This window comes from Pedobacter sp. GW821-FHT01D05 (assembly GCF_059422505.1).
On record NZ_JBWKXA010000006.1, the window covers coordinates 189,915 to 204,246 of the forward strand.

Genomic DNA, 14,332 nt, shown 5'->3' on the forward strand with positions numbered 1-14,332 from the left:
GGAAGTTAGTGTTTAGAGGTTAATATGGTGAAACTTATATTTCTCAAGTTTTTGCATTGATCTGCGAATTTCTAAGTCCGGTCAGCTTAATCTTTATGTTTACTATTTTAGATCGACACAATAAATACCTTCATTGGATATATAATCAAAATCCATTGCTGCAATTAGGTAATTTAGTGTTTCGAGTGTAGTGGTATAAGCCATATTGGTATAATGCGCTTTGTCTTTCACTGTGATTTTTCCTGATCCTTCGGCTAAGCATGCCCCAATACTACTAACCGATCTTTTAATCTGGCTCGTTAAGCCAAAGGTTTCTTCCTTTGGGAACTTTAGTATTAGTTGATAAATGTCTTTTCTAAATGATCTGGATAGTTGCCAGACTTCTAATTTTTTAAACGAGTAAGTATGCATATCCTTTTTTATAAATGAAATAAACAAGGGATTATTGCTATGAATATAGAAGTTTTGTTAAAACTCAACTTTAATCCGTAAACGTTGCATACTAAACCCAAACTTCTATCTTCTTACACCGTATCTACAAAATTCCGTTCTACCTTATTAAAAATAAATGTGCCTACCAGCAATAGCATTGCGGTAACTACGGCAGCATAACCCAAACTAAACCAGCTAAAACTTCCTTCGCCTAAAAAACCGTATCTGAAGGTTTCGATAATTGGCGTCATTGGGTTGTATTTAATAATCCAAGCATATTCCGGATATTTTTTAATTGCTTCGGATAAGGGATAAATTACCGTTGTGGCGTACATCAGCAACTGCACGCCAAAGCTGATCAGGAAAGCCAAATCTCTGTATTTGGTAGTCATGGCAGAGATAATCATTCCCGTACCCAAGCCCAATAAAGCCATTAACAGTACAATAAAAGGGAATAAGCCAATTGCCCAACTGACACTAAAATTAGCACCTAAAAAATAATAATAGGCCATTAAAATTAGAAATAAGAGCATTTGCACGCCAAAACGAACCAGATTGCTCACCACTATACTTAATGGCATAATTAACCGTGGAAAATACACTTTGCCAAAAATCCCTGCATTATCTCTAAACACAGATGATGTTTTGGTTAAACAATCTGCAAAATAATTCCATGCGGTAATGCCAGCCATGTAAAATAGGGGTTTTGGTAAACCATCAGTTGATATGCCTGCAAGGTTGCCAAAAATAAAGGTAAAGATGATGGTGGTAAACAGGGGTTGAATAAAAAACCAGAGCGGCCCTAAAATGGTTTGTTTATAGAATGAAACAAAATCTCTCCTAACCAATAGTACCAACAAATCCCGATAGGCCCAAACTTCATGCAGTTTTAGGTCGAATAGGGATGATTTTGCCTCAATGGTCCATTGCTCTTCTTCCTTAACCATAGCTATTAAGTTTATTTATCTGCATGTTTTGATCCTTATTAGATTCTGTATGATTAATTGAGCCATTTAAAATTAAGCTCTTTACCGACTGAAGATAGTGTGTATATCCAAACGCCTCCATGCATTTTTCTTGAAGATTTTTTTTCTCACCCTCGGTTTGAGCATGCCTTAATAAATTGTAGATACTGCTTAGCATTTCTTGCCGATCATCAGGATCAACCAATACACCAAGCGCCCCGTTTTGAAGCGCATCTACACTGCCATCTTTATTGCCGGCAATTACCCTGAGGCCACTGGCCAGGGCTTCGATGAATACAATGCCGAAACCTTCTTTTTTACTGGGTAAAATAAAAAGATCAGACAATAAGAAATGTTCGGTAAGTTCAGCTTCATCAATAAAACCGATCATTCTGATATGATCTTGAAGTTGGTTCTTTGCAATTAAATCTTCTAGCCGTTTCTTTTCCACAGTATCCCATTTTCCACCCAATAGGTAAATCAGATTTGGGTATTTCTCCAAGAGTTGTGGCAATAGCTCAATGGTGTGGTCGTATCCTTTGTACTTCTCTGAAGAAGATAAGCGGGACAGCGAAAATAGCACTAAGTTTTCGCGATTTAAATGGTAGCGATCCAATAAACGCTGTGGTTTTTCGAACTGGGCAGGCAGATAATAAAAGGGGTCAAGACAATTGTTTAATACTTCAATGTGATCTGCAGGAATGTGATGCATTTCCATAATTTTATCGGCAGTAAAATGACTTACACAAATAATCTTATCCAACTGGTTTAACATTTTGAGCTTGGAATCGGATAGCTTTTTCCAAATTTCTATACCATGTGCCAATAAATAGATTCTTTTATGGGGATGTATTTTTTTGATGAAATAGACAATGTTGATCAAATGGATATGGCTTAACAAAATTACGTCTGCTTTTAATCCGCTTAAAAAAGATTGAATCACAAAGCGTTCTTTGTTTCCATTAAAACCTTGAAACTGGTGTTTGCTCAAGTACCTGGAATCGCGGTCGGTATTTTTATCATACATGGAATATACTGTCGATTGAACAAGCTCTTCCTCGCTTAAATCGTATAACACACGGGATAAACTTCTGCAAACCTTTTCAATGCCACCAGTAAAACTAAAAGTTTTAAGGGTTAAAAATAAAACCTTAATCGGCATGATATATTCTGTATAAGGCTAGGGCAGAACTCCAGTGCAATTTGTTTTCTCCAAAGTTTTTTATGAGCGATTTTGCACGTTTATTTGCATATCGTGATGGATCGGCAATATCGCAGCTTTTTCTCATCCATTCCTGAAATGGAAAAGTAAAACCCATTTTCCGTCTTTTCCAGGTTTCTACAGGCAGATCTTCTTTGTATGCTTCGACCAGGAGTTTTTTTTTCTGTTCGTAATTAAACTTTATGTCTGTTGAGATGGAAAGAACCAGATCGACAAAATTACGGTCTAGAAACGGAACTCTTACTTCAACACCATGACTCATGCTCATAAAATCGGTATCCTTTAACAACTGATTTTGCATGTACATGTTAAATTCAAACCAGCTCGCTCTTGTTTCGTTACTGGTTTTTTTTATCCCGGGGTGAAGCGGGATATCTTCCAGGCAATTGATAACCGTTTTCATATCGATTTCTAATAGTTCTGCAATTACATCAGGCGAGTAAACGCCCCGGAGGCAGAGGTATTCGCCAATTGGTGAGTTTAAGCTAAGGTAATATAGCCGTTTAAATTTGGTGTTGTTGGAGAAACGCATGTTCCGTAAAACGCTTTTACTCAGCCAATTTAGGTTTTGTATTTTATGGATCCGATCAAAAGAGGGGTATCCCCCAAAAAGCTCATCGGCACCTAAACCCGATAGTAACACTTTTATACCTTGCTCTTTTGCTGTTTTACACACAAACCAGGTATTAATACCATCATTTGTAGGTTGATCCATATCAGCTAAAACGGTTTCGAAATTCTGTGCGAAATCGCGATAAGTAATAAGCTGTTCAATTTTTTGAATATTTATTTTTTGAAGCAGGCTATTCCGCTGTTTTTTTTCGGAAAAATCTATTTCATTAAAATTGGCAGAAATACTGGATAACCGTTTGTTATTATATTGATTGGCCAGTATCGTAATGATGCTCGAATCGAGGCCACCACTGAATAGTACACCTATATCAACATCAGAAATCATCTGCTGTTTGATAGAATGGCTAAGTTGTTCGCGGATTCTTTCTATAGCGTAGCTTTCGTTACTGATATAAGATGTACTTTCAAACTCATGGTACGATTGAATGAGATGTTCAGCGCTTCTGATGTTGTATTTCAGAAAGCAGCCTTTGCCCAGGCTACATACATTTTTAAGTGTAGTATAAGGTTCGGGGATATGGCCAAATGCAAGATAGTAGATTCGCCAATTATCATTTTCCTGATAGATATCAGCATGTTTGAATGCCTTTACTTCTGAGGCAAAGGTTAAAGTTTGGTTAGCAAAATGATAATAAAGCGGTTTTATTCCGTTTTGATCCCGGACCAGGTACACACATTGTTCCCGTTTATCAAAAATGCAGCATGCAAAAATGCCATCTAGTTTTTCGAAAGCTTTTTCTCGCCAATGCTGATAGGCGTAAAGGATTACCTCTGTATCTGTTTGTGTTTTAAAAATATAGCCTAAATTAATTAATTCAGTCCTAATCTGCTTATAATTATAAATTTCACCATTATAAGTGATCACAAGGTCTTCTTTATGGCTTACCATCGGTTGATGTCCATTTGAACTCAAATCTAAAATAGCCAGCCTGCGGTTACCTAAACATAGGGGCGCTTTTTCAGGAGCATAAATACCATGATCATCTGGCCCGCCATGTTGCATACTATCGCACATGGCTTTAACCTGTTGATTAACCTTTTCGAAAGAATTCTTGCTATTGATAATGCCTGCTATGCGACACATTGTTATTTATTGAGCAAAATTTGGACTATTTATTCTGCACCGGATACAGCTTCGCCCCCTCAGTCACATCTTATTTTCAAAATGAACTGATTATTTTTTTATATATCTTGCTGAGCCCTCTCTCAAATCTCCCATCTCAGGTCTCAAATCTCACGACTCCCTAAAGTGGTTCTACAAATGCTATCGATGTATTAATATTAATCGAATAACCCATATTTTGTAAACGTAAAATAATACGCTGTTTGTTCTGCACTGATACCAATTCGGCAATTATGCCTTTAAAAGGTCCGGCTTTAATCAATACGCTTTCACCTGGTTTAATGTCATAATCAATGAGTTCCAGATCGGCATCTGTAGCGAGCAAGAGCTTAAGGTCATGGATTTGTTGATCAGGAATAGAAGCGATTTGGCTGGAGAAATAAATAAATTTGGCAACACCATTGGTCATCAAAACTTCTGCATATTCTCTGGCCGAAATATACGCAAATAGATAAGATTTAATCAAGGGCTCTTCGACGATTTTTTTACGGTCGCTCCATTGCTTAACGGCCTTTTTAAGAGGTAAATAAGTTTGGATTCCTTTCCTGTTCAATTCTTCATTCGCCTTTTTTTCTGCTCTCGAACGTGTATAAACCGGATACCACCTGTAATTTTGATCTATCATTTAGTTAATAGTATAAGCTGGGTAACTGCTTTCCATTCATTAATTATAACAACTAGCTGCTTTCAATAATTAATCAATTAACACCTGTTTATTTCTGCTCTATTCATTGCCGTTTCCCATCTATTTTTTCTTCCAAAATTCCCACCAACTCCTTTCATTATCATAATAACCACTTTTTCCGTAGCCGGTATAATTAGAGTAATAATAAGTTCCGGTATTACCATGGGCATAATTGGTGGTGTAAATATTTGCATGCAGTTTCTCATCCCCAAAAGAGTTTAATATGATGGCAATATTGTTAAGGCCGTATTCTTTTGACAAACGATCAGGAATGGTTGCTGCCCTGAACTTAGAAACGCCCGAGCGAATAATAAAAAGATTGATATCGGCCTTTCTAATGAGCGGTATCGAATCCGATACCAAACCTACGGGCGCAGTATCAACGATAATATATTCATACTTTTCCCTAAGTTTTTCGATGAGCGTTTCCATTGCTTTATTATGCAGCAGCTCTGAAGGGTTTGGCGGAACCGGACCCGAAGTGATATAATCAATCCCGTGTTTCTCATCTGAAAAGATAATTTCGGTTAAATCAGCCTGTTTTGATAAATAATTACTCAAACCAAGGTGGTTGTCAGAACCAAAGGCATGATGCAATTTGGATTTTCGTAAATCTGCCGCAATAAGAATTACTTTTTTATCAATAATTGATAATGTTCCGGCCAGGTTTAAGCTTACAAATGATTTGCCTTCGCCAGAAACTTCAGAAGTAATACAGATTACTTTGTTTGGCTGGTCACTGGCCATAAAGCTCAGGTTGGTACGAACAGATCTAACTGATTCTGCAAATATGGATTTTGGCTTTTCTATTGATAAAACACTTTCTCCAAGCTCAACTTTTTTAGGATATTTTAGAATTACACCAATTATCGGGGTTGTGGTTAATCCTTCGATGGTTTCTATGTCGTAAAGGTAAGGGTTTAATATCCTTACAAGTAAAATTAATCCAAGGCCCGAAAACAGTCCCATAAATAAATACGAAGAGTATATTTTTTTTGGAATAGGGGAGATTGGATAAAATGAAGGCTGTGCTGCGCTAATAATTGTAGCACCTGAAATTACTGCTGCCGAGCTGATCTGTGCCGACAATTTCCGCTCAAACAGCATTGAAAACATGCGTTGATTAATATCGAAGTTACTTTGCAGTTTGGCAAAATCATTTTGTTTGGCTGGGATGCTGCCAAGTGCCTGGTTCGCCTGGCTAATTTGCCCGTTAATATAACTGATGGTTTTTTGATTTCGCTCATGCAATAAGCGGATATTGGTCACAATGGCTTGTTTTACCTCGTTAATCTGCCGGTTAATATCCTTGATCGGTTGGGCATCGGCGTTGAAATTCTGTAATTTGTTCTCCCTGGTTATGATCAGGCCGTTAAGCTGGGTAATTAAACCAGTTAATAATGTGCTATTTGTCCCTTCGAGATTTAGATTAAGCTGAATCCGCTCTTTATTGTTTTTTACCTGTGTTTCTAACTGTTGAATGCCGAGTTCCTGTAATTGCAATTCTGCAATCTGATTTTGTAAATTAATAAGCTTTGAATTTCCAAGCTGACGGTCGCTGGCCGGATCGATTAATTTATTATCGCTTTGAAAACTCGAAAGCTTGTTGCCCGATTTGCTTACCTGTGCATCTAAAAATGCAATCTGGCTATCCAGGTAATCGATGGTTTGTTTGGCCGATCTTTTCTTTAGCTGGGCATCATTTTTTACATATTGTTTAATGATTTCATTAAGTATGTCAGCCGAAAAAACAGGGTTGCTATCAGTATGGGTTACACCCATGATATTGGTGTTTTTTTCCTGTTCAAATACATTCAGTCCACCAACAGCGCGTCCATATAAATCTCTTGCACCATTAAATTTAAAACTATAATTACCTGCCTGCGGAATCTCAGTTTTAACTGTAAAAACCATATTCCCTAAATTGATGGCCTGGCCATAGTTATATTTTTTTACGGTTTTGTTATTGTCGTCGCTACTTGATAGTTCAAATGTGCGGTTATCAACAGGTTTAACTGAGTAGGTTGACCTACTGAAATTAACAGAATCCTGCGTTAAAATATCAACTAAAAAAGGTTTTTTCGGATAAAGCTCAGTCACCCTTACCCTTCCCTCTAAATAGTAACTTATTTTATAATCAAGATTTTTTATTGCATTTAAGATTACATCTTCCGAACGCATGATAATACCTTCGGTTTGAATCTGGTTTTGGTTAAAAGGACGGTAGTTTACAGGCGAAGTTGGCAAAGCCGACATTTGCTGTTGCTGGTCGCTATCTAGTTTTAATGATGCTGAAGTAATATAAATAGGCGTGATGCTTCTAACATAAAGCCAAGCCATAACAAAACTAATCAATACAGTTCCTGCAACCCAATACCACCTACTTAAAAAAATTAAGGCTATTTTCCAGTAGTTTATGGTTTGGCTGGCTAATTTTTTGCTTTCGGTTGATGTCGTATTCTCCATTAGCGTGTAAGGGTAAAGATTAATACAGCTAAATTAACTACAACAAGCAGTGGCTGCACGATGTTGTTTACGCTTGTTAGTTTTTCGGTCAGCGCCGAGCTCTTGGTTTGTTGAAGTACAATAATGTCATTGTTCTGAAGAATCAGCTTTTTACTGGCCAAGCTGTTAATATCGTTTAAGTTAACGTAGATAATTTCTGGATGGCTCCGATCCCCACGGATAATTTTAAGGGTTTTAGGATCTGCACTTTTGTTAATGCCGCCTGCCTCTCCAATAATGTCAATCAGTGTAGTATTTTCCCGCTCAAGCAAAAAATTGCCCTGCCTACTAAATTCGCCAAGTAGAGTAACTTTTAAATTTACTACACTCAACTCAATAATTGGATCGCGCAACAATTGCTTTGCATATAAATCCTGTATTTTAATGGCAGCATCCCTTCTGCTCAGTCCCACTACCTCAACTTTTCCGATAGCCGGTAAATTTACTTTACCATCCAGATCGACCAGATAAGATAAGGTACCATTGATACTGCCAGCTACTACATTTTGGTTACCACTTGGGTTGCTAGAAGAAGCTGAAGCGCCAAACTCTTTGTTTTGCACATTTCGGATGGCCAATTGATCATTAACCTTTATTTTGTAGTAAGCATCACTAATGCCCTGATCGTTTACTACATATACCTGTTTAATGGTGTCGGTAACAATATCGCTTGGTGCATTAAACAAGCTATGTTCCTTTCGGGCAGCACAACCTAAAAAAATTGAGCAAATGAATAAAATACAGACAGATTTTAATATTGCTTTTGTTGGGATCATAATTTGGATGAGGAAATAGGTTTGCGCAATGGCTTACACGCAAAATATGGTTAAAGATGCTTAAAATATGGTTAAAGATGCTTAAAATATGGCTAAAGATGCTTAAAAAAAAATAAACTGAAAAGTAAGATTTACTTATTGTCTTTTAAGGAGGCGATGAATAAGGTATAGTTTCATTGTCCATTATTATCAATGTTATTAGTTAATACCTAATTAACAACGTTTTTTAACGCCATTTGTTTAAAATCGGCAAACAATAAAAAATGGAGTTAGTTTTTTACGCATTATTTTTGCATTGATAAATATCAACAATATTGTTTGTTGTTGTAGTTTTACTACTACGATTTTAACTAGGTTTGTGATGATTTTAAAATTATGTCTCTATCCCTATTATGAAAAAAATACTGGTGCTTTTTGCATCTATTTTATGCCTTGTCTCTTCTACAACAGCAAGAGCTCAAACTGGTTGCATAAAATATTATGGGCCAGGTTTTGATGCAGTTTATTATCCTACACCTTTAGGTGGAACGGGAACGTTTGGTCCAAATTATGGCGGAACCCCTGTCAGTTTACCTTTTGGGTGCTGGCCCACCGAGCCAGCAAGTACTTTAACAAGAGAATGTACTATAGGCACTGTTTATGGTGGATTATTACTGCAGAACCACATTCAATGTCCTATTGATACCTATTTACCTTTTTTTGTTTTACTCGCAAGCTGTTTAGGAGCAGGTTTTGTAAGAAACAGAATGTTACTTGGTTTGATTGGTTAGCTTATACCCCTTATTTATTTTTTGCGTTAAATTAAAATAATTTAAACGACCGGAAAATACGCGTCTTATACTCGTGGTCGAGATTTTTTAAATTTTTACTGTGCTTCTGGAGAATCAATTACTACCAACGCGGCGGTGCAATTTTCTTTTTTGTTTGTATTATCCCTACCTATACAGAATATAATTACGCTGTAGATTGTCAGATAGACGGTTACGCTTGGTCCTTAATGTTCTCAATGAGATTACTTGGCGTATATTCATTCGAAACAGAAAACATTTATTCAATGATGCCGATATCTACTGGTTGCTCCAGTAAAAATTTCTTAATTCATTCTAATTCTGCCTAGCTTTTTTGCTAAATCAGGTACATTTGTGTAAAAACCTCCTCCATGGTCGATGGCTCACCGATTACAACATAATACCTCCATTTGAATAATTTTTTATTAAAAAAATCTTTTCATTACTTATTAATAAGTATATGGATAGTTTAATTTGTATGATTAAATAGATTTGTTAGTATTATTAACTTTATTTTGTTTATGTTTGTAGTACGGAATCATCCAGCGTCGTCCCCATCTATGTTATTTAAAGCTAAGAATTTAGTGCTTTTCATTTTTGTACTATCGTCCTTTTCGGCTATTGCGCAGACTAATCCAGCAGGATGTATAATTGTATTCCCTTATGGGGCGGTTGCTTCATTCCCGAACGTTTACACAACGCTTACAAGTTATTCGGTACCTACAACAGAGAGTGCTGATATTCAGGGGCTTCCTGTTTATGATGGTTTGGGTGCTAGTGTAGCTGTCAGTTACTCCTGTTACAGAGATCCGATACCCAATTCAACAAGACAATGTGTTGTAAGGGGTACTTCTACTCAATGGTATGGGGGGGTGTTAGCTCAAAACTTTTATCAGTGCCCCATAGATGATTATATACCCTATATGATATTGGCTCTGGCCGCCTTAGGCTTTTTTGTAATCAGAAAACAAGCGGTATGTTGGGCAAGTAATTATAGCTTGTCTTAAATCGTTTTTAACCAATATTGAACTTGTCTTATTCATTTTGTTCATGACAATTGTCAAGGATTTCTGATTATTTTTCAAGCGAATTCTTACTTTTTCTTTGTTTTAGTGCTTCCTGGGGCCATTTTTCACCAATTATAGCGTGGAATGAGCGTGTCATATTCATTCCATTGGTAGTTTAATTATACTTTTTTGGTTAATTTTGTAATATTAATCTTACGATTATTGGAGTTTTGTGTTTGGTTTATATCATCACTTATCTCCAAACTTTAGTTGTCTATTATTATAAAAAATGTCGCAGAACATCTCAAATGGTGGGAGTTACGTATGTGCACCCATTAGTACCAAACAATAATGTCGAAATATCTCTCTTTAACCGTCTTGTCTACAGTTTTGTTTTTCTTATTTATGTCACCATCATTTTGTCAAGTCACTGGGCGGGGCTGCAATCTGGGAAGTTCTGTAGCAACGCAATTTTTAGGAACTGCTATTTACAATAGTGACCCTAGTCAATCTGTTCGCATTTATCAAGCCAATGCTCCTATTGTACCCATAATTACAGGTAATGGCTACAGCGGATATAGATGTGGCTATATAAATGTATATCCAGCAGGTACCAGATATGTATCTGCTACAAATTCTACCGTATCCTATAACGCAGCAAATGAAATTACTGCAACCTACAGTACAAGGTGTGCAACTGCCACTTCTTATTCTCCAAACTTTATTAGCGGCAGCGGAAATGAAGGAACTGAGGTCGATTATAGGTATAACGATCCCGCATATTATTCCGATGCAGATCCAAGTTATCCCTGTGCCAGCCAGCCAAATAATTTACCCATTGATGATTACATGCCATTTATCATATGCTCTTCTGGAGTTTTTGGTTTCATCATAATTCGTAAAAAAAGATCAATTCATATATAGTACTATAAGCAATTACTCTTGTTGTTTTTTGTCGTCGGTAACATACAGTATTGAACAAAAGGAACAACGAATCCCCAATGAAAGCTGACTAATTTTATATCGAATCAGTATCGATATGAAATGAAGGGGCGCTTACTAGCTATTATATTCTTGTTTTTCTTAAATACTGTTGGTGCACTTGCTCAGGGATCAGCTACTGGTTGTTTAGTCCCATCTACAAATGTCGTTTACCAAACTAAGGAAAATGCTTTGGTGAATGATATTTTGAAGCTACTGTTAGGAGGGAATGATTCTTATCTTTATACATCTGGAGCTGCTTTAAGTAGCAATTACTGCTCCTGGACACCTACACCTACTGGATCTTTCAATTGTGGGGTATGTACAAATTATACATTTTTTTTAGGTCTTGTAAATGGGTGTCAATCTGGAGCGATGCTTCAGGGATATGTTGGCACATATACCATGGTAGAATGCAACCTCGACGACTACTCCTGGACCCTTGGCGCCGCCGCAGGTCTCTTCGGTGTGTTCATAATCAGAAGAAGAAATAAACCATAAATCATCTTTGTTAACTCGAATAGGGGACCATTCGGTATATGTAAAGCTATTCTTTATCTTTACCACATTTTCAGCTTAAAAAAGCCGAAAACCCCGTTTGGTAACCATGAAGATATCCCTTATTACTGTCGTTTACAATGGTGAAGCATTTTTACAGGAATGCTTTAATTCTGTAATGGCGCAAACTTATCCTGATGTAGAATACCTGGTGATTGACGGGGGATCGACAGACCGAACGTTGAATATTATTCAGGAGAACCAATCTGCGATTGATTATTTTGTTTCAGAAAAAGATAAAGGTTTATACGATGCCATTAATAAAGGGATCCAGAGGGCAACAGGCGAGGTGATCGGAATCTTAAATGCAGATGATCTGTTTGCCAGTCCTGATGTATTGGCTTCAGTTGCCAAAACTTTTATCGATCAGCCGAAGATAGATGGGCTTTATGGCGACCTCAATTATATCCATGCCACAACATTTAAAACAATCAGGACCTGGAAGTCACGGCAAAACACTTTTCAGGATCTTAAAAAAGGCTGGATGCCCGCACACCCTACACTGTATTTGAAAAGATCTTTGTTTGAAAAAAACGGCGATTATGCCTTAGATCTGGGTACTGCTGCCGATTACGAATTAATACTACGTTACTTTTATACCCATAAAATAGAAGCGGTTTACCTGCCTATCTTAATGGTGAATATGCGTATTGGAGGGGTAAGTAACCAATCTGTGATGAGCAGGGTCTCTGCCTTTGTTAATGATTATAAAGCTTTAAAAAGGAATAAGATGCCCTTGCCTTTTTTGGTATTGTTGCAGAAAAAGATAAGCAAACTCAGTCAGTTTTAGTGTTAATAAACAGTACTTTAGCACTTACTTGTTGTTTGTCGGTTTAAGGTTTGGAGCTTTTTTTTGTCTGTTTATTATGACGTAAATTGATTATTTTGATATATGTCATGTCAAACATTTTATAGCTCAATTTTGTTTAGCTAAGTATAGTTATATTTGCTTGCAAGTCCCTATAAGTTTTGCTAAAAGATATTCTGAATACCAGCCCTGACTATTTCTCTATAGCCATATTTATTTTGGCTTTTTCAATCGTAATTATCAGTATTCCAAGTATAATCTATACTTCGTTAAAATATGGCCTTTTTGATAAGAACGACTTGTACCGTAAAAATCATAAACGCAATATTTCACGTTTAGGTGGCTTGGCCATTGTAGGAAGTTTTACCGTATGTATCTTGCTTTTTTCGGCCATTATTAACTTTAAGGAAGCTAATTTTTTAATCGCATCGTGCATTATCCTTGCGGCACTTGGTTTAAAAGACGATGTTTATGGCACCAATACCAGTACAAAATTTGTTCTGCAGATCGTAGTAGCCTTTATCCTGGTTTTTTTTGGTGCCTTTCGTTTAACAAGTTTGTACGGTGTATTGGGTATAGCAGATATGCCGCCCTTATGGGGAAGCCTTTTTTCGATTGCATTAATTATTTTCCTGAATAATGCATTCAATTTAATAGATGGCATTGACGGATTGGCAGGTGGAATCGGCATTTTAACAAGCCTGGCTTTCGGTATTTTGTTTTCTTTGATGGGACAAATACCGTATGCATTTATAGCCTTTGCCCTTGCGGGTGCGATCGCAGGCTTTTTAAAATACAATTGGTTTCCTGCTAAAATATTTATGGGCGATACAGGCGCACTGATCATCGGGCTTATTTCTGCTGCCCTGGCCATTAAGTTTATAGAACTCAATAAGTTTACAGGTGAAAATAAACCTGCTTTTTATTCTGCGCCAGCAATAGCAGTAGCCATACTGATTGTACCCATTTTCGACTCATTAAGAGTTTTTACCATCCGTATTTTAAAAGGAAGTTCTCCGTTTAAGGGAGACCGGAACCACATCCACCACCGTTTAGAGCAGTTAGGATTTAAGCCCAGCTGGATCGTAATTTCTACTGCGGGGTTTAATCTGGCTACAATAGCGGCCACCATTTTCCTTCAGCGTCTTGGAAATTTTGTATTGATTTTGCTCATTATCGGTCTCTGCATCGCATTTAATTGCTTGCTCACCTTAAGCCTGCTTAAAAAGAGAGGCAGGTAATAAGTATTCATAGCTGTACAGGCTTTGCGCTCCAAAAAAAGAACCTGATTATAAAAGCAGGTAATTTTGCGCTCCAGAAAATTAAATTTTACTTTTTTAGTAAAGCACGTATAATGCGTATTGGTTTGGGCAGTCCTTTTTTCCGCTCCTATCTTTTTGTGGTGGTTAGCAGGATGTTGTTGTTGCTGCAACAAAAAGGATAGCCGCTACAATAAGGTTTATTTAACCAGGGTCTGTATCACAAAATCATGGGCAGCTTTGTATCGGTTTCCTTGCAGATTAGAAGTAACCAGCCCCGATCGCAGCGGCATCCCCGGAGCGCAGCATAGGGATATAGCGAAGAACGGGAACAAACATTAATAGCTGTACAGGCTTTGCGCTCCTAAAAAAGAACCTTATTATTTAAAAAAGTAGGAAACTTTGCACGCTTAAAGTTAATTTTACTTTTTTAGTAAAGCATTGTAGGCTTACGGTTGCTGTGATCTTTCTTTTCCCTTCTATCTTTTGTGGTGCCAAGCAGAATATTTAATAACATGATAGATGCTGAAATAAATTCAACATGGCGATTGCCTTAAACAAAGAAGCAAAATTGACTTTTTAAGAAAAAG

At 37.0% G+C, this 14,332-nt stretch carries 12 protein-coding genes; 5 read left to right on the top strand and 7 right to left on the bottom strand.

Annotated features, from left to right (window positions below; all coding sequences use genetic code 11):
- Positions 1-102: 102 nt before the first annotated feature.
- The 7 genes from AC07VK_RS20465 to AC07VK_RS20495 form a co-directional block, all read right to left on the bottom strand.
- On the bottom strand, positions 103-411 hold the full coding sequence (locus AC07VK_RS20465) for a four helix bundle protein (RefSeq protein WP_492955475.1): 309 nt from the start codon (positions 409-411) through the stop codon (positions 103-105).
- A gap of 113 nt (positions 412-524) precedes the next feature.
- A complete protein-coding gene (locus AC07VK_RS20470) occupies positions 525-1,379 on the bottom strand; it encodes an ABC transporter permease (RefSeq protein WP_492955474.1) in 855 nt (284 codons plus the stop codon).
- The gene (locus AC07VK_RS20475; RefSeq protein WP_492962935.1) at positions 1,372-2,559 is read right to left on the bottom strand and encodes a glycosyltransferase family 4 protein; all 1,188 of its coding nucleotides are present in this window, start codon (positions 2,557-2,559) and stop codon (positions 1,372-1,374) included. The genes AC07VK_RS20470 and AC07VK_RS20475 overlap by 8 nt, the downstream gene beginning before the upstream one ends.
- Entirely contained in the window at positions 2,549-4,336 is a 1,788-nt protein-coding gene (gene asnB, locus AC07VK_RS20480) for an asparagine synthase (glutamine-hydrolyzing) (protein ID WP_492962933.1), read from the bottom strand. Before asnB ends, AC07VK_RS20475 begins: the two co-directional genes overlap by 11 nt.
- 160 nt (positions 4,337-4,496) lie before the next feature.
- Complete coding sequence (locus AC07VK_RS20485) at positions 4,497-5,000, bottom strand: UpxY family transcription antiterminator (RefSeq protein WP_492955471.1); 504 nt, start codon at positions 4,998-5,000, stop codon at positions 4,497-4,499.
- A gap of 120 nt (positions 5,001-5,120) precedes the next feature.
- Complete coding sequence (locus tag AC07VK_RS20490) at positions 5,121-7,526, bottom strand: GumC family protein (RefSeq protein WP_492962931.1); 2,406 nt, start codon at positions 7,524-7,526, stop codon at positions 5,121-5,123.
- The gene (locus AC07VK_RS20495) at positions 7,526-8,341 is read right to left on the bottom strand and encodes a polysaccharide biosynthesis/export family protein (protein WP_492955469.1); all 816 of its coding nucleotides are present in this window, start codon (positions 8,339-8,341) and stop codon (positions 7,526-7,528) included. The genes AC07VK_RS20490 and AC07VK_RS20495 overlap by 1 nt, the downstream gene beginning before the upstream one ends.
- A gap of 392 nt (positions 8,342-8,733) precedes the next feature.
- Between AC07VK_RS20495 and AC07VK_RS20500 the strand changes: the two genes are divergently transcribed.
- From AC07VK_RS20500 to AC07VK_RS20520, 5 genes are all read left to right on the top strand, one after another.
- Positions 8,734-9,111 (top strand): hypothetical protein, encoded by a 378-nt coding sequence (locus AC07VK_RS20500; protein WP_492962929.1) that lies wholly within the window; start codon positions 8,734-8,736, stop codon positions 9,109-9,111.
- A 578-nt stretch (positions 9,112-9,689) separates the two neighbouring features.
- Entirely contained in the window at positions 9,690-10,136 is a 447-nt protein-coding gene (locus AC07VK_RS20505; RefSeq protein WP_492955467.1) for a hypothetical protein, read from the top strand.
- 351 nt (positions 10,137-10,487) lie between these two features.
- Entirely contained in the window at positions 10,488-11,060 is a 573-nt protein-coding gene (locus tag AC07VK_RS20510) for a hypothetical protein (RefSeq protein ID WP_492962925.1), read from the top strand.
- 664 nt (positions 11,061-11,724) lie between these two features.
- Entirely contained in the window at positions 11,725-12,465 is a 741-nt protein-coding gene (locus tag AC07VK_RS20515; protein WP_492962922.1) for a glycosyltransferase family 2 protein, read from the top strand.
- 179 nt (positions 12,466-12,644) lie between these two features.
- Positions 12,645-13,724, top strand: a complete 1,080-nt coding sequence (locus AC07VK_RS20520) for an MraY family glycosyltransferase (RefSeq protein WP_492962919.1) — start codon at positions 12,645-12,647, stop codon at positions 13,722-13,724.
- The last annotated feature ends 608 nt before the right edge of the window (positions 13,725-14,332 follow it).